We start from the raw sequence: 18787 nt of genomic DNA, 5'->3' as shown, positions 1-18787 counted from the left end.
TATATACCGCTCTACCTACATTTTACTATCATAAATGATATTCTCGCCGAAAAGCGTTTATCCGGAAATTCAGACTGTTTGTCTATGTACTCAGATTCGAGGCGTGGCGTTCTCAAAAAATGTATCGCAGCTGGGAGCTTGGGCCTCTCGTCTGGCTGCCTTGGGACTCTGAGCGGGAACGGGGGCACTGTGCAGTTTGGTGCGCTCCTTCCGCTCAGTGGTGCGCTCGCTCCGCTCGGGCAACACGGCAAGCGCATGGTTGAGCAGGCAGTGAGCGACGTCAACGCGGCCGGTGGTATCGGCGGTACCGACGTTGAAGTGACCACCCTCGATACCGAAGCCAGCGCTGAAATCGCTGTCGAGCAGTACCGGACGCTTGTCGACCGTGGTGTCATCGGCTTCGTCGGTGGCCTCGTCAGTGACGCGTCACTCGCTCTCGCACCGGAGGCGGCCAACGACGAGATCATGGAGGTCAGCCCCGCCAGTACTGCCCCACAGCTATCGACGGCCGGCCAAGCCAACGGGCGGAAGTACTTCGGCAGAACGGTGCCAAGCGACGGGACGCAAGCAGTCGTGATGGCGAAGGCCGTCGACGACTCGCTGTACATCGACGCGGACTCCGTCGCGTTACTGAGTATCGACAATTCGTTCGGTGCTGGACTGGCAGACGCACAGCGTGAGGCACTGGACGCTGAGATCGTCGCCGACGTTCGGTACGACCCGGCGTCGGAATCGTTCGGCGACACGATCGGGGACGTGTTCCAGAACGACCCTGATGCCGTCAGCTTCACTAGCGTCTCCGGCCAGGAGCGCGGTATCCTTGATGCGTACAGCCAGTCGGAGTACGACGTTCCATGGGTGCTGTCTGCGGGGATGTTCGGTGGCGACCTCCCGTCGTACTACGATGGGTTCTACAGCGCGTCACTGTCCTCTGCGCGAACGCAGGCGTACTTCGAACTCGTCCGCCGACTCCCGGATATCGACCAGCCCAGAGCGTACTCGGTCAACGCCTACGACGCGCTGTTTTTGATGGCGTGTGCCGCCGAACAGGCCGGTGAAGCCAGCGGTCCGGCAATCGCCGAGACCATTCAGTCGGTCTCCGGCGGGTCTGGACACACTGTTTCAGTCGGTGACTTCGGTCGTGTTCGGTCACTCACTGACGCAGGCCGAGCAGTGAATTACCAGGGCGCATCCGGTGGCGTCGACCTGACAGCGAACCTCGAACCGCTGAGTTCGTACCTGATCGAACGGGTCAATAATGGGTCAGTCGAGTCGCTGGAGCTATTGCAGTCACGGTTCTTCGAATCGGGAGGGAATCAATGAGTTCGCTCCCGAATCGGATGATGCAGGCGACGGAACGTGCGCTCCCTGACGTTATTCGGCGGCGGTACGCGGCGAAGTTCGGCGTCCTGTTGCTCGGTGTGGTCGTCGTGCTCGCACTGGGCGGCGCGGCCATCCACCTCGACACGGGGTCGCTGGTCGAGTCACAGACCGAGGAGCAGATTCTCGGTGTCGCAGAGTCCCAGTCGAGTTCCGTCTCGAGTTGGGTCTCGAACAAGCAATCTACGACGTCGTTCCTTGCGTCGTCTATCGGTGACCGGTCCGAATCAACCTCGGATACAGACCACCAGCGGTGGCTCGAACAGAAGCTCATCGGGCTCCCGGGAGATGTCCGGGCGCTTCATTACGTCGACGCTGCTGACGGCACAGTCACCGCCAGCACCGACGACGAACTGAACGGTGTCGCACTGAGCGACGTTGACGACCCGTGGACCGACGCGAGCGGGGCAGTCATCTCATCAGGACCAACGGGCACGTCCGAAGCGTACCAGAGCGGGAACGAATCGGTTATCGCGTTCGTCCAGCCCGTCTCCGGCAGCGAGGAATACGTTGTGCTGACGGCATCGCTTGAGGCGCGCTCCCACGAGTTCACGTCACCGTTTGCGACCGGCGACGTGAAGGTCGTCGGGTCAAACGGGCAGATCATCCTCGACAACCGGAAAAGCTCGATTCTCGAAGAGTACGCGGCAACCGGGGACGCGACCGACACGAGTGTCGACGCGGCACTGAACGGCGAAACCGGCTACAAGTCCGTCTCCGCCAGAACGGGGATGGAAGACGGGCAGTACGTGATGGCGTACACGCCGGTGACCGGCACTGAGTGGGCGTTGCTGTATCACGTTCCCCAGGACCGCGCGTTCGCACTGCAGTCGGCTGTCTCACAGAATATCGCGCTCCTGGTGGCGCTTGCCGTCGGGGCACTGTTCGTCGTCGGTGTGACAATCGGGCGCGGAACCGCAAACGCACTCTCCCGCGTGGCCGAAAGCGCCGAGGACATCGCCGCCGGTGATATCAATAGCACCCTCCCGGAGACTACGCGCGTCGACGAGATGGGACAGTTGTACGACTCATTCGCGTCGATGCAGGCGTACCTGACGACCGCCGCTGACCAGGCTGACGCGCTCGCGGAAAAGCGGTTCGACGACCCGGCGCTCGACGAAAGCATCCCCGGGGAGTTCGGCGCGGCGCTGGAAGAGATGGGCGAAGACATCCAGACGTTGATTACCGACGTCGAGGCCGCCAGAGACGAGGCGGAGGCGGCGAAAGAAGACGCGGAGTCGATGGCGTCTGCTCTCGAAGCGAAGGCAGCCGAGTTCAGCAACGTGATGGACAAGTCGGCGGCCGGGGATCTCACCCAGCGGATGGCCACCGACAGCGACTACGACGCGATGGTCGATATCGCGGAGAGTTTCAACGAGATGATCGCGGAACTCGAACGGACGGTCAACCGCATCGAAGGGTTCGCCGGCACTGTCGACAGCTCGACAGAGACGATTTCCGCGAGCGCACAGGAAGTGCGGTCGGCCAGCGAGTCGGTGAGCGAGTCGGTGCAACAGATCGCTGAGGGCGCTGACGAGCAAAACCGGAACATCCAGCAGGTGAGCGACGAGATGACCGATCTGTCGGCGACTGTTGAGGAAATCACCTCATCCACCGACGAAGTCGCCTCGAAGTCCCAACAGGCCGTCAACGACGGCGAATCCGGCCGCGAATACGCCGAGCAGGCCGCCGCCGAAATCGAGGCGCTCGAACGGAAGTCCACCGAGGCAATCGAACAGGTGGAGTCCCTTGCGGAGGAGATGGAGCGCATCGGCGAGGTCACGACGCTCATCGACGAAATCGCGGAACAGACGAACATGCTCGCGCTCAACGCGAACATCGAAGCCGCGCGAGCTGGTGAGGCGGGCGAAGGGTTCGCTGTCGTGGCCCGCGAAATCAAGACGCTCGCCGAGGAGACGCAGGAAGCAACGACCGATATCGAGTCGATGATCGGCGATATCCGGTCCCGGACGGACTCCACCGTCGAGGACATGCGAGACATGGGCGAGAGCGTCGATGCCGGCAAAGAGACGGTCGAAAACGCGACCGATGCGCTGACCAGTATCGTCCAGCAGGTCAACGAAGCCAACGACGGCGTGCAGGCTATCAGCGACGCGACCGACGAGCAGGCGGCCTCGATGGAAGAGGTCGTCTCGATGTCCGAGGAAGTCGGCTCGATCAGCGAGGAGACATCTGCCGAGGCCGAGAACGTTGCCGCGTCCGCCGAGGAACAGACGGCGTCGATCACGGAGGTCACCGAGAAGATACAGTCGCTCTCCAGTCAGGCGACCGACCTCAAGGATCTCATCGACCAGTTCGAAACCAGCGATGCCGATGGCAGTAGTGAACTGGGGTCACACGGGTCGGACGGAACCGCGCTGACCGACGACTGACTGAACGGGTTCAGAACGCCCGTTCCGATTATCGATCCGTTCTGTCGGCTGATTTTTTATCGGAGGCTATACCCAGCGCACTCTGTGAGGGGTGCGGACTCGTCGCCGCGCACCACAATATAGAAAAGCCACCAGTGGGTACGACCCGCTATGGACGTTCCATACGATCTCACCTCCTACATCCGCGTACTCAAACTGGCGAGTACGCCGTCGTGGGAGGAGTTCTCCCAGATCGCGAAAATCGCCGGCGCGGGCATCGCGCTGGTCGGACTGCTCGGGTTCATCATCTTCGCCGTGATGACCTTCATCCCTGGCAGCAAGCCGGTGTAAACTGATGGGGATCTACGCAGTCAAAACCACGGCCAGTCAAGAGCGCACCGTCGCAGACATGATTATCTCCCGAGAAGAAGACGAGATCCACGCCGCGCTCGCGCCGGACTCGCTCACGAGCTACGTCATGGTCGAAGCGGACGATCACAACGTGTTCGACCGTATTCTCGACGAGATTCCCCACGCCAACGGTGTCGTGCAAGGGGAATCCTCGATGGCGGAAGTCGAGCACTTCCTCTCGCCGAAACCAGACGTGGAAGGCATCGCGGAGGGCGATATCGTCGAACTCATCGCCGGCCCGTTCAAGGGCGAGAAGGCGCAGGTCCAGCGTATCGACGAAGGCAAGGATCAGGTCACCGTCGAACTGTACGAGGCGACGGTCCCGATTCCGGTTACCGTGCGTGGTGACCAGATCCGCGTTCTCGACTCCGAAGAGCGGTAGACGAAGCGCTCCTCGTTTAATTCGAAGTGGGAGCGGAGCGATCCGCAAGAGAGCGGTCAATTAGCGGTTTCAAGTTAGTTGACAGTTACTGCTGAGCAAGGTCAAGTACCGTGGTAAAACACCGGCAGTCGCTATGCTTCGCCGCCTTCCAGTCGGTCGATGACCTCGCTCATGTTCGCGGCGGCCTCGACGGACTCCTTGATCTGTTCACGGCGGCGGACCTCGGCGGCGGAGGCGTCGTAGGCGCGAACGTACTCCGCGCGGGAGTGTTCGTCGAACGCGTGCTTGATAGCGAAGTAGCCGTCGGGGACGACGGCACCACAGACCTTGCACTCGATACGGTCGTGTTCGACTGACTGGTGGATAATAAGCTCTTCAACGCGGTCGAACTGTCTCTCGTCCCCTTTGATGTCGCACTCCCAGCGTGGCATTTGCTCAGTCGCAGGCGACGCGGGGTTAAAAACGTTGGCTGCCATCTGTCAGAAGTCTGTCCCTCAGATTGCCAAAACGGAAACCCCTAATGGCAGTACGGAGTTAGCGTTGACCGTGCAACCCGAGGGGTACGCCGTTGATCTCCACGTGAAAGTGCTCGATGACGGGGTTGTCGAGCGCGCGAAGGCACGTGGCCTCGACGCGCTGGTGTATGCGCCGCATTTCACGCGGCTGTCGGAGATACGGCGGCAAGCAGAGGCGTTTTCTGACGAAGAGCTGACTGTGTTTCCAGCCAGAGAGATATTTACTGGCACCTGGCAACAGCGCCGGCACGTGCTGGCGATCGGCCTCGAAAAGCCTGTTCCGGATTTCATTACCTTCGATGGCGCGATGCGAGAACTGGACCGCCAGGACGCGGCCGTGCTCGTCCCGCATCCCGGCTTTCTCAATGTCAGTCTTGGACTGGACGACATCGAAGCGTACGACGACATCATCGACGCGCTAGAGGTGTACAACCCCAAGCAGCTATCCCACCATCGAGACCGCGCGCAGTCGTTCACGTCGGAAACCGGCCACGAGCCGTTCGCCTCGTCGTATGCCCACGTTCGCGGCACCGTTGGCGAGGCGTACGTAACGTTCACCGAGGCGTTCGAGAGCGTGGCAGCGCTCAGTGCGGCGCTGCAAAACAATGTGGAGCGGTCGCTGTTCCATCGCGATGGTCCCTCACACGACCTCCGACGGGCGGCCGAGTGGGCGCATCTGGGGCTAGAAAACACGTGGGGCAAGTTCGACCGACTGATGTTACGAGGGACCGAGCCGACACACCCTGATCACGTCGCGTACGACGGTCGATTCAACGACGTGAAAGTGTACTAAACCAGAAACGCGCTGTTCTCGACGACGAAGGTCCTGACCGTTGGCGGCAGATACTGTGGGAGCACGTGGACGAGCAGGGCAACCGCGAGCAGTTCGAAGGCGGTAATCACGACGGTAACAGCTTCGGCGCGATCGCTTGACGTTGTCACGCCCGTCGGCGAGCCGTACTCTGTGTCCGAGAACGGGTAAAACAGCGCAATGCCTCGGCGAGACCCGAAGTAGTCAAGCACGTAGTGCGTAAGGACGCCGAGCCACACCCACTGGAGATTGCCGCCGTGATACAGCGGATGGGCCAAGAATATGATGAGGACGGGGATATTGTGCAGGGTCTTGCGGTGCTTGCCAAAGGCGGTGTCGACATCGGGAAACAGTGCGCCCAGAACGATGGGAAGGAACACCTCCGCGATTGTCGCAAAGGTCGTTACGTCGCCCGAGGGGTCGAGAACGTACCCCAGTCCGATGCTCAGGAGGACGGCGTTCAGGACGTGCCCACGTTTGTTCATCTACCTGACCGTCCGTGTCCCAACTGAAAGAGCTTACTACTCCTGTAAGGCGGTTTCCAGGTCTTGGAGCGCCTGTGTCGCGATGGCCGACTTAACCTCGCGACGAGTGCCGTCGAACTCGTAGCGGGACACTGTCACGCCAGACTCGTTGGTTCCCCACGGGGCAGCCTCGGCAACGGCGATGTACACCGTCCCGACGGGCGTCTCCGGCGAGCCGCCGCTCGGCCCAGCGACGCCGGTCGTGGCGACGCCCCAGTCGGTCCGGGCGGTATCGCGAACGCCCCGAGCCATTTCGATAGCGACCGGCTCGGAGACCGCGCCGTGGTCGTCCAGCGATTCCCGCGAAACGGCCAGCAGTTCTCGCTTGGCCTCGTAGGAGTAGGTGACCAGCGAGCGATCGAAGTAGTCGCTCGACCCGGGTATATCGGTTATTTTCGAGCCGACAAGGCCGCCGGTACAGGACTCCGCGGTGGCAACCGTGGCAGCAGCTTCTCGGAGACGCTTGCCGACGCGCTTCTCGACTGGGTCCGCAGTGTCGTCTGCCATTGGCCGTAGTTGTCGTGACAGGCGAATAAACGTTCAGGACAGGCCGATATATTTCAGCTTGGAGACACAACTGTATGTATGAGCTATCAGACGACGCTTGGCTGGTCACTCGTTACGTCGGGCCTCGTAACGCTGTTCCTCTGGGTTCTGCCGGGGTCGGACCTCCTCTGGGGGTTGTTGTTGCTCGTCCTCGGCGGACTGACGCTGTATATCCGCCAGTAGACAGAAAAGCAGACGGGGCCGGCGGTCGGAGTGGGAATATGGACTACACGGAACCCCAGTTCTTCCGGGTCATGCAGTACGCAGCCCGGGCCGACCGGGACGTGGTGGACATGGTGTCGGGCAATCCCGACTGGGACCCGCCCGAGGGGCTTCGGGACGGACTCAGAGACTATGCTGAGGCCCTGGCCGACGACTACCAGTATCCGCCCAGCGTTGGGCTGACGCCGCTCCGCGATGAAATCGCCGCTCGGCGCGGCGTGGACCGGAACCGCGTACTCATCACGAACGGCGCTGGCGAGGCGAACCACCTCGCGATGACCGGCGGACTCCACCATTTCAACGGCAACGAAATCCTCCTGACGGACCCCGTCTACCCCTACTACGCCGGCCGGGCGAACTTCATCGGCGCGGACATTTCCTTCGTCCCGGTCGACAAGCACAACCGACTGGCCCCCGCGGACGTTCGGGCGGCCGCGAGCGAGGAGACGGCCGTCATCGTCGTCAACTCGCCGAACAACCCCACCGGCGCAGTGTACGACGCCGACGCGATGGCCGAGTTTGCAGCCATCGCTGAGGAGTACGATGCCCTGTTGCTCAGCGACGAGGTGTACGACCATTTCGACTACGCAGGTCGGTTCAGTTCAGCGCTGCACGCCGACTCCGATCACGTTGTCGCCACCAACTCCTTCTCGAAAACGATGGCGATAACTGGGTTCAGGGTCGGCTATGCAATTTTCCCGCCGGAGGAAGGGCCTACTGGGACACTGCTTGAACGCGCTCGCACTCAGCACATGCTCACGAACGTCACCGGGAGCCGGCCGGCCCAGTACGCCGTCCTGCGGGCGCTGAAGACGACGAGTCCAGACTACTACGCCGCCTGCCGACGACGACTGGAAGATCGCGTCGACGACTTCTGTGCCGCACTGGCTGCGGCCGGTGCCGAGTACAACCGCCCCGACGGCGGCTTCTACGTGATGGCGCGGTTCCCCGACTTCCCTGGGTCGTTCGAGAACGTGTACGAACTCATCGACGAGGCCGGCGTCGCCGGGATGCCCGGCGAGGCCTTCGGCGAGTCCCGTAGCGATTGGATACGGTTCGCGCTGGTGACCGCTCGGGTCGACGAGGCAGCCGAACGGCTGGCGAACTATTTCGAGTAAAAAGCTGTTGCTGGCTTAGCCGAAGATCAGTTCCACGTCTCTCGCCCGTGCCAGCAAGTCGTCATCGTAGTACGCCTCGGTCTGGGCAGGATGTGTCTCGTCGATGGCTCGGACAGTCTTGACGGTGTTGGCGAAGTTCTTGTAGGTCGCTTCGTCGACCATCTGGCCGTCAACGACGACCGCGCCGGTGCCCTCGCGTTTGGCCTCGTTGAACGACTCGATCTTGTGGAGGTCCCGCTCCATCTCTTCCACTGTCGGCATGTGGATGCGATTCGCCTGTTCGGTCTGCTTGGGGTGCAGTGACCACGAGCCGTCAATGCCGATAGTCGCCTCGTACTCTACCTGATCGGCGTACCCCTCGGCGTTGTAGTAGGTGACGCCGGCGCGCTCGTGGAACAACTGGTCGAAGGGGCCGCCGATGGCGACGATATCGGCCGCGCTCGTCTCGTTTGAGAGCGCTTCGAGCAGGCCGTCCCAGCGGGGCCGCTCGCCGTCGAGCGTGCGACCGCCGAGTTCCGCCGTGTAGTCGACCGGCCCGAACACGAGCCCGGAGAGCCGGGAGTCTGTTGCGTACTGGCAGATCTCACGAAGGTCCGAGCGGCCGGGGGCCGTCTCCAGAATAATCGCCATCTCCAGCGTTCCTTCCGCAAGCCCGGCGTCTCGCTCCGCGTCAGCGACAACCCCCGCGGCGTCACGCACGTCGTCTAGGCGGCCGGTTTTCGGGAAGACGAAGCCATCGAGTTCCTCGCCGACCTCCTCGGCCAGGCGAGTCACCTGCTCGATGCCGCGCTCGCGGGCGTCGGCGTCGTCGTAGGCCCATTCGACCCGCGGGAGGATGTCCCCGGCGAACTCGTCGGCGTGGGCCGGGATGTGCTCAACGATGTTGTCGACGGCCTCGTCTTTCATCGACGGCGCGGTGCCGTCCTCGATGTCGGGGACAAGCCAGTCGGGGGCCTGAAACCCATCGCTGGTGAGTCCCGAGATGAGGAACTTCGCGCTGTTGTCGTTTGGTATCGCGGCCGGTGCGGTCTGGAATGTGCGACAGAGTCGTGTCATGTATCTCGCTGAATGAGTGCGGTTCGCCGGCCCGAGTAGACCGGGGTCTGGTCCTGGTTGAACGCGACGTGCTCGAACGTGACCGCGCCGGCCCGCTCCGGTCCGGCGTCGGGGTCACAGTTGAGGACGCGAGTGAAGCCGTAGATAGTGTCGCCCAGCGTGACGAAGTCGTGGAACCGCTCGTCGGCGAAGCGACGCTCGCGGTAGGTCGCCTCATCGGAGCGGGCGTGGGCCAGCGCAATCGAGCGTGTTACGTCACCATACGCGACGATGTCGCCCGACGGCGAGTCGGCCATCTCGTCGCGGTTGTGGTGCTGGCGAGCGGTATTGAGCGTCGCCAGCGGCAGGCCGGCGACGAGCTGGTCGTCCATCGTCCGCCCGCGCTCGTGGCGGTAGGCGACAGCGGCGTTCTCCGCGTCGGCACGGTCGAGTGCCGTCTGGAAGCTCTCGAAGCGCTCCCCGTCGGGCGAGATCAGGGTGTCAGGAAGCGTCGGCCCGCTCTCGTCCTGTTCCCCGACGGCACCGCCGTCAGTGGCTGTCGGCTCACGGCGCGGTATCATGTTCGTTCGCTGGTAGGTGACCAGCGTCTCACCGGTCTCGCGGTCCCGGCCCTCCGTCTCCCAGGTGACGATGCCGTATTGGGGTCTGGAGGACGATGTCGTGGTGTCGACGACAGTCGAAGTGACCGATAGCGGCGTCCCGGCTGTCACCGGCTGATGGAACGTCACGTCGTCGCGGCCGAGGAAGTAGCCACCCTTCTCCGAGAGGTCCTCAACGGTGATGCCCATCACACACGCCAGCAGGTAGTCCGGGTGGACCGGGCGCTCGTCGAAGCCGCGTTCGCGGGCGGTGTCGGCCCTCCAGTACGCCGGGTCGTGGTTGAGCGTCTGGCCCATCCACTGCTCGCTGCCGTGGTGGGTGAGTCGGAGGCCGGGGTCGTGAACGAGTTCGTCGCCCTCAGCGAAGAACTCGAAGAAGTGGCCCTTCTCTCGAGTGTTAGCCTGGTCCAGAAGCGAGTCGAACGTCTCGCTGTCCGAGAGATCAAGCGCGTTGGGGTCAGTCCAGTCAGTCATCAGCCGGCACCTCCTGTGTGGCGTCTCGTCTGGCAAGCGCCCGCCGCATCTCGTTTGTGACGACCATGAACCCCTCGTCGAAGCCCATGCCTGGTTTCGCGAGCACTTGCGCGGCGTCAGTCGCCAGCGCGACGTGGGCACAGGCTCGCGCGGATGTCACGGTCTCGTTGCAGGTCCCGCCGACGTAGGCGCGGGTGTCCGTGCCGTCGCAGTACAGCACCGCTTCGGCTGAACGCTGGATGCCGCCCAGGTCCGGTGTCTTGATCTGGACGAGGTCGGCCGCTTCTGCGTCGACAAACGCCTGCACATCCTCGAAGGTGTTGCACCATTCGTCGGCAACGATGTCCACGTCGACGCCCGCGTCGGCCAGTCCCTCGCGGAGTTCGGCCATCTCGGTTATCTGTGCCTGCCGGCCGCCAGCGTCCATCGGCCCCTCGACCTGAAGGGGGTACGGCGCGGCGGCCTCCCGAAGCGTCTCGAAGTAATCGGTCACTTCGGTCCGGTCGTACGGCGGGCCGAACACCTTCCCGAGGATACCGTACACGTCGACGTGGAAGCGCGGCGAGTACGGCTCCGGCCCGAGCGCAGTCGCCCGGTCCGAGAGCCAGGCGAGGTAGTCACGTAGTCCTTCGCCGTTCTCGCCGACCTTTTCGACGCTGTTGAACAGGCCGTGGGGCAGGACCGGCACGCCCTTGATGAGCATCTTCTCGGCGTTGATACGGCGCTCGTCGCCCGATTGCCCGAACACCGGAACCGGCGAGGTCGCTGGGTCGGTGTCGTAGGTGTCTGTGAGCACGTCCGTCGGCGTCACGCCCTTCGCTTGCGCAGCGGCGTTCAGCAGTGCCTGCGACACGCCGTAGCGGACCGCGGTGTGGAGCTGGTCGCCGCCCGAGCGCTGGGCGCTCATCTCCTCCAGCATCGTCGCGTTGGCCCCGAACTGCGTCGCGTCCTGCCCGCGGAGCGCGTCGGCGACGGGGCCCTCGACGACCGGGCGGTACTTCTCGGCCCGGAACAGCGGGTCGCGGCCGCCGGCCCCGGAGTACTGAACCGCGGCGCAGTCGCCGGTCGCGATGGAGCCGTCGGCGAGTTCGATTTCCACGATGAGCGCCTCGCCGGCCTCGCGGATGCGGTCGAATCCCTCCGTGACCGGCTGGCCGTCGTAGGCGAACCCGGTCTGGGTCGCCCCGTCCTTGATGGCCTGCTGGTCGTCGAAGAAGAACCCGGAGAGACCGGGAACGGTTCGAACGTCCTCAATCCGCATCGCTTGCACCCCCCGCGGGGCTGTTGTCGCCGGCCGGTCGCCCAATGAGCTTCCCATCGCTGATGGCATCCACGTCGTCGGCGACCATCCGGAACGACTGGTCGCGGCCCTCAGTCTCGGCTCGCTCGCCGAGTCGCGCGGCGTGAATCTCCTTAATATCGTCCGGAAGCGCGAGATCCGCGAACTCGAAGATGCGGACCCGGCCATCGTCGTCTCTGGCCGGCAGCACCGCGCCCTTGGCGGCGTCGCTGGGCGCAAAGGGCACGTCCAGCGCGCCGCTGTCGAAGGCGTTGATAACGCCCTGTGCAACGTCGCCGTCGCCGGCCTCGTAGATAGCGTCCATCAGCGCCCGTGTCTCCCGTTCAATGAGCGCCTGTTCCTCGTCGATACCCCCGAGGTCGATATCCTGTTCGATCATCATGTCGATAAGCTGTCTCGTCGTTCGCAGTCCGGCCGCGTTGGCCTCCTTCGTCGGCACGCCCTGGAACTCCTGGGCGGACTTCGTGATGACTTTGTCCGGCTGGGCGACGGCCGCCGTCGCACCGCCGAGGCTGATGACGCCGTTTGCCCGGGCCTCGTCGGGCGGGAAGCCCCCCATCCACTCGTGGAAGACGGTCGTGACGGTCACCTCATCGCGGAGATACTCGTTGCCGAGCTTCCGCAACGCCCGCAGCGCCGCCACGTCCTGCACGAGGTTTCCGACCTGTCCGTACCCCAGCGTCAGCGACCGAACACCCTGTGTTGCGGCGAGTTCGCCCTCGACAAGCATCACCGCGATGGCGATGCTTGGCGGGACGAGCGTGCCGGTCAGCGGACCGAAGGGCTCGCGGTTAATCGTCACCCCACGCTCGGTGTAAGCCCCACAGAGCCGGTCCACGAACTGCCAGTGTTCGATAGTCGTCGCGAGGTCGTGCCGTTTCGTATACGGAATATTGTATGAAATCGGCCCGCCCTCGAAGCTCTGGAAGCCGCCAGCGAGCGTGACCATCGCCAGTAGCCGGGCGTCGGGCGTTCCGTGGCGGACCTCCACTGGGGCATCCAGCGCCCGGATGAGTCGCCGGCAGTCTTCGACACCGTGGTTCACCGCGGGGAAGCCGTTCAGTTCGTTCTCGTCGCTGCCGCGGGAGGCGGCCAGTCCCTCTTCGGCCTTTTCGTACTCGTTGTCACGCGTGTACGAGTCGATGGTCGTCGGCAGGAGATCCGCACCGCCCTCGTCCTGTAGATACCGGAGCAGGTCGATCTGTTCTTCGAGGCAGGGAACGCCCGCTCGCGGCTGGAGGAGCGGCTGGTCAGCCGACTCCAGCACGGTGGCGAACTGCTTCGAGGCCGGCAGCGACTCGTGGAAGGCGATGGCCTCCTCGAAGTCGACTTCGCGGCCCGTGTGCCAGTTGTCTCTGAGATCGTTTGCGATGCGCTGTAGCTGGTCGTCGCTGAGTCGCTCGTCAGTTGGCATAGTCACCCGTCAACCCTGATCTGCTCCGCCTCTGTTGTCGTCAGTTGCAGGTCTTCGCGGAGCATTTCGATTGCCTCCTCCGGGTCCGTTTCCGCGTCGAAGACGCGGTCGAAACCCATCTGCCGGAAGGTTGCCTGCGTCTCCTCGAAGTCGGACTGTCCGACGGCAAGGTTCCCACCGACGTATGTGAGCACGTCGAGCCCAGCGTCGTCGAGCTCGTCGTGCAGCCCCTCGCAGTCCTGGCGGGCGTGCCCGTACAGCGAGGATACCAGTACTGCCTCGGCGTCATGAGATTTCGCGGCGGAGACGAACTCGTCCTGTGCGGTCTGGACACCGAGGTTGATGACCTCGAAGCCAGCGGCCGAGAGCGCCTGCTCTAGAATCGTGATGCCGACGACGTGCGCGTCGGAGCCAATCACGCCGAGGATAACGGTCCGGGGCATGTACTACCCCGTCGTTGGCGGGTAGTGATAAACCTAATGGTCTTTCATGATAATATGGCCTTAAGGAATTTATAACGGACGTTCAAGAAGGTTTATGCGGCCGCCCCGTTGTGGTTTTTGCATGGGTGCGCTTGACGACTTGCGTGTGCTCGACCTGACACAGGTCCTCGCTGGACCGTACTGTACGATGTTGCTCGCAGACATGGGCGCGGACGTGGTAAAGGTCGAACGCCCCGGCGGCGACCTCATCAGGTCGAACCCGCCGTTCGTGAGCGACGGCGACGAAGAAGCCTACGGTGGCTACTTCCAGAGCGTTAACCGTGGGAAACGCTCGCTCGAACTCGACCTAGGGACCGATGAGGACCGTGAGGCGTTCCTTTCGCTCGTCGAGCGCGCAGACGTCGTGGTCGAGAACTTCAAGGCCGGCACGATGGAGAAGTTCGACTGCGGCTACGAAACGTTGCGAGAACACAATCCGGACCTCATCTACTCGTCCATCCGGGGCTTTGGCGACCCGCGAACGGGTGAAACCCACCGACAGGGCCAGCCTTCCTTCGACCTCATTGCACAGGCGCTGGGTGGGGTCATGGAAATTACCGGCCAGTCGGATGGTCCCCCAACGAAGGTCGGCCCCGGCGTCGGCGACCTTTTCACCGCCGTGCTGAACGCCGTCGGCATCCTCGCAGCCGTGCATCATCGTGAGCGGACTGGTGAGGGGCAGTACGTCGATACGGCGATGTACGATTCGATGGTGTCGCTGTGTGAGCGAACGGTGTACCAGTACTCCTGTGACGGCGAACCGCCGACCCGACAGGGGAACTCCCATCCGACGCTGTTCCCCTACGACTCCTTCGAAGCTGCCGACGGTCACGTCGTCATCGCGGCGTTTGCCGACGGCCACTGGGAGGCACTGTGTGAGGCGATGGAGCGCCCGGATCTCGCCGCGGAGTACCCCGACACCGGCAGCCGGATCGCGAACCGCGAGTCCCTGCACCACGAAATTGCCGACTGGACCACCACCATCGACTCCGACACGCTCCTTGACCTGCTCGAAGGGCGCGTGCCGGCCGCGCCGGTCCAGAACACCGCCGATATCTTCGATGACCCGCACGTCCGCGACCGTGAGATGCTCGCCGAGGTGGACCAACCGGGCGCGGATGACCGGATGACCATCGCCGGTAGTCCGATAAAAATGACCGAGACGATGCCCTCGCCCGGTGGTCGTGCACCGCTGCTAGACGAGCACAGGGCAGAACTACTTGATGAGGCTGGAGTCGACACGGGGACCAATCGGGTCGAAAGCGACGACTAATCGGCAACTGCCGGCAATTTTCACCACATCAGGGCAGGACCATTATCTATCATGAGCCGTAGAATAGGCTATGGTCGAAGTTCCAGATGCACTCAGTACATTGTTCAGTGCGCAAATAGAGACCGACGGGGACCGATATATTGTTGAAATTCCGAAAAGTGAAGTATCACATGGCGCGGTCTCGCAGGGCGAGACCTACCGCGTAGGTCTGCTCTCGCAGGTCGACGCCAGCACGTCGGTAACAGCCCAGCCGCAGATGCCCAAACAGAATACTGAGTCGGAGCGGGCTGACACCGGTGTCCCGCAACCGCCAGTCGACGAGGGCGAAATCCGAAACGTGACTATCGAATCGCTCGGCGATCAGGGCGATGGTATCGCCAAGGTCGAACGCGGATACGTCGTCATCGTCCCCGACGGCGAACCGGGCGACTCGCCAACCGTCGAGATCGAGACCGTACAGGAAAACGTCGCGTTCGCGAGCGTCGTCGACAACGACAGTCGGACAGTATAGCAGTACAGTCGCGTTTTCAGCGGCCTAGCTGCTGCCGGGCTGGCAGTCCTTCTAGGTCCGGGATCAACGGTCATAGCGGGTCGCTCAGCGACAGACACCTACTTGAATGGAATCTGTCGGACGTGGTAGAGGTCGAAGAACGACTAGTAATCACAGCATCACAAACGTTTATATGATTTAAATCCGGTATTTAAAACACTATATGGTCGACCCAAAAGAGAGCATTGACATCGAAAATGTCGTTGCTTCGACCGGTATCGGACAAGAACTCGACCTTGAGAGCGTCGCAATGGACCTCGAGGGAGCCGACTACGACCCCGAGCAGTTCCCGGGCCTTGTCTATCGGACACAGGACCCCAAATCCGCCGCGCTCATCTTCCGGTCGGGCAAGATCGTCTGCACGGGTGCGAAATCGACAGACGATGTCCACCAGAGTCTGCGCATCGTCTTCGACAAGCTCCGTGACCTGAACATCCAAGTCGACGACGACCCCGAAATAGTCGTCCAGAACATCGTCAGTTCCGCTGACCTCGGGAGCTCGCTCAACCTCAACGCCATCGCCATCGGCCTCGGGCTCGAGAACATCGAGTACGAACCGGAGCAGTTCCCGGGCCTCGTCTACCGACTCGACGAACCCGACGTAGTCGCGCTGCTATTCGGTTCGGGGAAGCTCGTTGTCACCGGCGGCAAGCGTAAAGAGGACGCCGAAGAAGCTGTCGACACCATCGTCGAGCGGCTGAGCGACCTCGGCCTGCTGGACTAACGGCTCAGAGCCAGTGACTGGGCGGCGACCAGTCACAGCCCGTTTTTCGGTTCACTGCGGTCCCAACGCTACGCGCACAGAGCGATTGCGACGGACGGGAACCCCGCGGTTCAAATACCGGGACGACTAACCCCGTTTCGATGGGAGACTCCGCCTCGACGGGCACAGAGTCCTGGCGCGCGTATTTCGGCTTCGACGAGCCCTACGAGAATCAGGCCGACGCCGTCGAACGAGCCATCGAGGCGGGCAAGGCACGCGGTTTTCTCGCGATGGAAGGCCCATGCGGGACGGGCAAGACGATGGCTGCGCTCACCGCCGGCGCGACGCTGGTCCGTGATACGGATCTGTATGAGCGAATGGTCGTCGTCACGCCGGTCAAACAGCAACTCCAGCAGTTCGTCGATGACCTGCGAGCGCTCAACGCCGGTATCGACGAGCCGTTCGACGGCATCTCGCTGGTCGGCAAGCGCGACCTCTGTCCGTACGGTCGCGAGGGACAGTTCCCGGACGACGTAGGGACACACGACCGCTGTGAGGACCTCAGGGAGGCGACGGCGCGGTTAGTCGAGGACGACGGGCGTTCGGACGGCGCGGCCGTCGCGGACGCCGAAATCGCCGGTGAGGCAGACGACGACCAGTGGTGGGACCCGCGGAAAGGGCAGGACCTCGCCGCGGCCGCGCGCCCTGACGCGGTCGAGCAATCGACCCTTGGCGACGACACACTTCAGACAGCCGGCGCGGCCTCGCCGTACCGGCAGGCCCAGCCAACAGCTCCGGAATCGATGGCAGAGGGGTCAGACCCGCCGCTGTACTGTCCGTTCGAGGCGGACTGGTACGCCCGCAACAAAGGTTCGCCCGTCGACTTCTCGGCTGGAGAGGAGCACGTGGTGACGATGGACGGCTACCTCCCGGCGGCGACGGAGCGCGGGACCTGCCCGCATCGGGTAATGAGCGTGATGCTGGACGAGGCTGATGTTATCGTCGGGAACTACAACCACCTGTTCGACCCGGGCTCTCGCCCGCTGCTGTCGGACGTGCTCGACAACCAGACGCTCGTCATCGTGGACGAGGCCCACCGACTCGAGGAGCGCGTGCGTGACCTTCTGTCGGACCGCCTGGGCCGTCAGAGTATCGTACAAGCGCGCAACGACTGCACGACACTGATCCAGCGCGCCCAGCAGAGCGCCGACCACAAGGCGCAGGTCCGCGAGGTCCTGTCGGCCCGCGAAGTCCCGCTGGACGCAGTTGACCAGGCCCGGAAGTTCTACGACGACCTCGTCCGGTGGCTCGACAACCGCATCGAGTCCTTCCTCGACGCCGAACACGAGGGCTGGCGCGCGGACCCGTCAACCCTCCCCGAGCACGACCGCGAAATCCCGCTTCGGGACCCCGACACGGTTGAGCAGGACGAACTGACCGAGTGGGCCGAGCGCAAGGGCTACGATGGGTCGCTCTGGCGCTCGCTGTCGAAGGTCGGGGCCGCCGTTGAGGACGCAATCGACCAGCTCGGGCTGACCCGCCAGCCGGTGTGCGCCGCTGTCGGCGTGCTGGCCGGGCAGTGGTGGGAGCGCGACCACGCGACCTTCCTCCGGGAGATCGAACTGGAGCACTCACCGAACCACGGACAGAGCCTCGATTCCGACTACCAGGCCGTCTACACGCCGGGCCTGCTGTGTTACAACTGTATGCCCGCGACGGCCCTGCGGAACGTCTTCGACGACCTCGGGGGCGGTATCCTGATGAGCGCGACGCTGGAGCCGCTGGACGTGTTCACCCGCGTGTCGGGACTGGACTCGATGGCCGAGACGGGCTCGACGGCCCCCGACGAGCAATCCGGCGACGGACGACCGGTCCGGTCGACGACCTACGACCTGCCGTTCCCGCCTGAGAACCGGGCGTCGTACCTCGTCGACGCGACGCCGTTTACCGCGCGCAACCGCGGCGACCCTGGGACGATGCGGCCGCTCGGTGACAACTGGAACCCGACGCGCGACGAGTACGCACAGGCGTTGCGCGCGCTAGCTCGTTCTCCGGGCAACGTCATGGTAGCGATGCCGAACTACCGAGAGGCGCGCTGGGCCGGCGCATACCTGCAGGAGGCCGTCGAGAAGTCGGTCCTCGTGGACGAATCATCGAGCAACGAGGAGACTGAACGGCTGAAACGCGAGTTCTTCAGTGGCGACGGGAAAGTCATGGTCACGTCAACGCGCGGGACGCTAACCGAAGGCGTCGATTACGACGGCGAGAAGCTATCGACCTGCGCGGTCGTCGGTATCCCGCTGGTGAATATCGGTTCACCCCGTGTCCGGGGCGTTCAGCGGGCATACGGTGACGCCTTCGGCGAGGATAGTGCCTTCGAGTACGCCCTGACAGTTCCGGCTGTGCGGCGCGCGCGCCAGGCCATCGGCCGCGTCATCCGCGGCGTTGACGAGGTCGGCGTGCGGGCGCTGGTCGGCCGGCGGTATACGCCGGACGCGCGGCATTCAGTGTCTCCGTACCTGCCTGCCGGCGAACGCGAGGAGTTCACCCGGATGACGCCGGATTTCCTCGCGAGCCAACTGGATTCATTCTGGGCCGACCACCACCAGTAACGCCGTGTCGATTAACCGGAATATTTCGTTGCCAGCGGAAGGC

At 63.5% G+C, this 18787-nt stretch carries 19 protein-coding genes; 11 read left to right on the top strand and 8 right to left on the bottom strand.

Features of this window, described 5'->3' with window-relative positions; genetic code table 11:
- Window positions 1-84 precede the first annotated feature (84 nt).
- The 4 genes from ACODNH_RS17215 to ACODNH_RS17200 all read left to right on the top strand — a co-directional run bounded on the left by ACODNH_RS17215 (window position 85) and on the right by ACODNH_RS17200 (window position 4545).
- On the top strand, window positions 85-1323 hold the full coding sequence (locus ACODNH_RS17215; RefSeq protein WP_434530648.1) for an ABC transporter substrate-binding protein: 1239 nt from the start codon (window positions 85-87) through the stop codon (window positions 1321-1323).
- A complete protein-coding gene (locus ACODNH_RS17210) occupies window positions 1320-3773 on the top strand; it encodes a methyl-accepting chemotaxis protein (RefSeq protein WP_306706367.1) in 2454 nt (817 codons plus the stop codon). The genes ACODNH_RS17215 and ACODNH_RS17210 overlap by 4 nt, the downstream gene beginning before the upstream one ends.
- A gap of 150 nt (window positions 3774-3923) precedes the next feature.
- Entirely contained in the window at window positions 3924-4103 is a 180-nt protein-coding gene (locus ACODNH_RS17205) for a protein translocase SEC61 complex subunit gamma (protein ID WP_004592944.1), read from the top strand.
- Between the two features lie 4 nt (window positions 4104-4107).
- A complete protein-coding gene (locus tag ACODNH_RS17200; RefSeq protein WP_004516836.1) occupies window positions 4108-4545 on the top strand; it encodes a transcription elongation factor Spt5 in 438 nt (145 codons plus the stop codon).
- A 131-nt stretch (window positions 4546-4676) separates the two neighbouring features.
- On the opposite strand, the gene ACODNH_RS17195 is transcribed toward ACODNH_RS17200, so the two are convergent.
- Window positions 4677-4976, bottom strand: coding sequence for a DUF7565 family protein (locus ACODNH_RS17195; RefSeq protein WP_058996139.1), 300 nt, complete (start codon window positions 4974-4976; stop codon window positions 4677-4679).
- A gap of 115 nt (window positions 4977-5091) precedes the next feature.
- Here ACODNH_RS17195 and ACODNH_RS17190 point away from each other — a divergent pair, with 115 nt between their 5' ends.
- Entirely contained in the window at window positions 5092-5853 is a 762-nt protein-coding gene (locus ACODNH_RS17190) for a PHP-associated domain-containing protein (RefSeq protein WP_434530647.1), read from the top strand.
- Here ACODNH_RS17190 and ACODNH_RS17185 read toward each other — a convergent pair.
- The gene (locus tag ACODNH_RS17185; protein ID WP_306706362.1) at window positions 5850-6356 is read right to left on the bottom strand and encodes a metal-dependent hydrolase; all 507 of its coding nucleotides are present in this window, start codon (window positions 6354-6356) and stop codon (window positions 5850-5852) included. The two genes, ACODNH_RS17190 and ACODNH_RS17185, sit on opposite strands and share 4 nt — an antisense overlap.
- Window positions 6357-6392: 36 nt before the next feature.
- The gene (locus ACODNH_RS17180) at window positions 6393-6902 is read right to left on the bottom strand and encodes a CinA family protein (protein ID WP_434530646.1); all 510 of its coding nucleotides are present in this window, start codon (window positions 6900-6902) and stop codon (window positions 6393-6395) included.
- Between the two features lie 78 nt (window positions 6903-6980).
- Between ACODNH_RS17180 and ACODNH_RS17175 the strand changes: the two genes are divergently transcribed.
- Both ACODNH_RS17175 and ACODNH_RS17170 read left to right on the top strand, forming a co-directional pair.
- A complete protein-coding gene (locus ACODNH_RS17175) occupies window positions 6981-7124 on the top strand; it encodes a hypothetical protein (protein WP_170095974.1) in 144 nt (47 codons plus the stop codon).
- Between the two features lie 38 nt (window positions 7125-7162).
- Window positions 7163-8281 (top strand): pyridoxal phosphate-dependent aminotransferase, encoded by a 1119-nt coding sequence (locus tag ACODNH_RS17170; RefSeq protein ID WP_434530645.1) that lies wholly within the window; start codon window positions 7163-7165, stop codon window positions 8279-8281.
- 15 nt (window positions 8282-8296) lie between these two features.
- On the opposite strand, the gene citE is transcribed toward ACODNH_RS17170, so the two are convergent.
- From citE to glmS, 5 genes are read right to left on the bottom strand one after another with little or no spacing between them, the layout of a single operon-like run.
- Window positions 8297-9337, bottom strand: coding sequence for an L-malyl-CoA/beta-methylmalyl-CoA lyase (gene citE / locus ACODNH_RS17165; protein WP_434530644.1), 1041 nt, complete (start codon window positions 9335-9337; stop codon window positions 8297-8299).
- Window positions 9334-10410, bottom strand: a complete 1077-nt coding sequence (gene mch / locus ACODNH_RS17160) for a 2-methylfumaryl-CoA hydratase (RefSeq protein WP_434530643.1) — start codon at window positions 10408-10410, stop codon at window positions 9334-9336. Before mch ends, citE begins: the two co-directional genes overlap by 4 nt.
- Window positions 10403-11671: a methylaspartate ammonia-lyase gene (locus ACODNH_RS17155; protein ID WP_434531449.1), complete on the bottom strand. Its 1269-nt coding sequence runs from the start codon at window positions 11669-11671 to the stop codon at window positions 10403-10405. Before ACODNH_RS17155 ends, mch begins: the two co-directional genes overlap by 8 nt.
- Window positions 11661-13124 carry a methylaspartate mutase subunit E gene (locus ACODNH_RS17150; protein ID WP_421642328.1) on the bottom strand — a complete coding sequence of 488 codons (1464 nt, stop codon included), beginning with the start codon at window positions 13122-13124 and terminating at the stop codon, window positions 11661-11663. The genes ACODNH_RS17155 and ACODNH_RS17150 overlap by 11 nt, the downstream gene beginning before the upstream one ends.
- Window positions 13125-13126: 2 nt before the next feature.
- Window positions 13127-13567: a methylaspartate mutase subunit S gene (glmS, locus tag ACODNH_RS17145; protein ID WP_004592954.1), complete on the bottom strand. Its 441-nt coding sequence runs from the start codon at window positions 13565-13567 to the stop codon at window positions 13127-13129.
- Between the two features lie 121 nt (window positions 13568-13688).
- Here glmS and mct point away from each other — a divergent pair, with 121 nt between their 5' ends.
- From mct to ACODNH_RS17125, 4 genes are all read left to right on the top strand, one after another.
- A complete protein-coding gene (gene mct, locus ACODNH_RS17140; RefSeq protein ID WP_434530642.1) occupies window positions 13689-14879 on the top strand; it encodes a succinyl-CoA:mesaconate CoA-transferase in 1191 nt (396 codons plus the stop codon).
- Window positions 14880-14949: 70 nt separating this feature from the next.
- A complete protein-coding gene (locus ACODNH_RS17135) occupies window positions 14950-15390 on the top strand; it encodes a TRAM domain-containing protein (RefSeq protein ID WP_306706345.1) in 441 nt (146 codons plus the stop codon).
- Window positions 15391-15592: 202 nt separating this feature from the next.
- Window positions 15593-16153, top strand: a complete 561-nt coding sequence (locus tag ACODNH_RS17130; protein ID WP_004516850.1) for a TATA-box-binding protein — start codon at window positions 15593-15595, stop codon at window positions 16151-16153.
- Window positions 16154-16293: 140 nt separating this feature from the next.
- Window positions 16294-18744 carry an ATP-dependent DNA helicase gene (locus ACODNH_RS17125; protein ID WP_306706342.1) on the top strand — a complete coding sequence of 817 codons (2451 nt, stop codon included), beginning with the start codon at window positions 16294-16296 and terminating at the stop codon, window positions 18742-18744.
- The last annotated feature ends 43 nt before the right edge of the window (window positions 18745-18787 follow it).

Origin of the sequence: Haloarcula sp. NS06, assembly GCF_051122755.1 — an archaeon.
Lineage (GTDB): Archaea > Halobacteriota > Halobacteria > Halobacteriales > Haloarculaceae > Haloarcula.
Note: the sequence above shows the minus strand (reverse complement) of the source record. Positions and strands in the feature narration are given on the sequence as shown.

Coding starts and splice junctions, on each gene's coding strand:
- ACODNH_RS17180 (WP_434530646.1), bottom strand. CDS start 6,902: ATGGCAGACGACACTGCGGACCCAGTCGAGAAGCGCGTCGGCAAGCGT.
- ACODNH_RS17200 (WP_004516836.1), top strand. CDS start 4,108: ATGGGGATCTACGCAGTCAAAACCACGGCCAGTCAAGAGCGCACCGTC.
- mct (WP_434530642.1), top strand. CDS start 13,689: ATGGGTGCGCTTGACGACTTGCGTGTGCTCGACCTGACACAGGTCCTC.
- ACODNH_RS17135 (WP_306706345.1), top strand. CDS start 14,950: ATGGTCGAAGTTCCAGATGCACTCAGTACATTGTTCAGTGCGCAAATA.
- ACODNH_RS17170 (WP_434530645.1), top strand. CDS start 7,163: ATGGACTACACGGAACCCCAGTTCTTCCGGGTCATGCAGTACGCAGCC.
- ACODNH_RS17205 (WP_004592944.1), top strand. CDS start 3,924: ATGGACGTTCCATACGATCTCACCTCCTACATCCGCGTACTCAAACTG.
- citE (WP_434530644.1), bottom strand. CDS start 9,337: ATGACACGACTCTGTCGCACATTCCAGACCGCACCGGCCGCGATACCA.
- ACODNH_RS17155 (WP_434531449.1), bottom strand. CDS start 11,671: ATGCGGATTGAGGACGTTCGAACCGTTCCCGGTCTCTCCGGGTTCTTC.
- ACODNH_RS17150 (WP_421642328.1), bottom strand. CDS start 13,124: ATGCCAACTGACGAGCGACTCAGCGACGACCAGCTACAGCGCATCGCA.
- ACODNH_RS17175 (WP_170095974.1), top strand. CDS start 6,981: ATGAGCTATCAGACGACGCTTGGCTGGTCACTCGTTACGTCGGGCCTC.
- ACODNH_RS17195 (WP_058996139.1), bottom strand. CDS start 4,976: ATGCCACGCTGGGAGTGCGACATCAAAGGGGACGAGAGACAGTTCGAC.
- ACODNH_RS17185 (WP_306706362.1), bottom strand. CDS start 6,356: ATGAACAAACGTGGGCACGTCCTGAACGCCGTCCTCCTGAGCATCGGA.
- ACODNH_RS17215 (WP_434530648.1), top strand. CDS start 85: ATGTACTCAGATTCGAGGCGTGGCGTTCTCAAAAAATGTATCGCAGCT.
- ACODNH_RS17210 (WP_306706367.1), top strand. CDS start 1,320: ATGAGTTCGCTCCCGAATCGGATGATGCAGGCGACGGAACGTGCGCTC.
- ACODNH_RS17125 (WP_306706342.1), top strand. CDS start 16,294: ATGGGAGACTCCGCCTCGACGGGCACAGAGTCCTGGCGCGCGTATTTC.
- mch (WP_434530643.1), bottom strand. CDS start 10,410: ATGACTGACTGGACTGACCCCAACGCGCTTGATCTCTCGGACAGCGAG.
- glmS (WP_004592954.1), bottom strand. CDS start 13,567: ATGCCCCGGACCGTTATCCTCGGCGTGATTGGCTCCGACGCGCACGTC.
- ACODNH_RS17130 (WP_004516850.1), top strand. CDS start 15,593: ATGGTCGACCCAAAAGAGAGCATTGACATCGAAAATGTCGTTGCTTCG.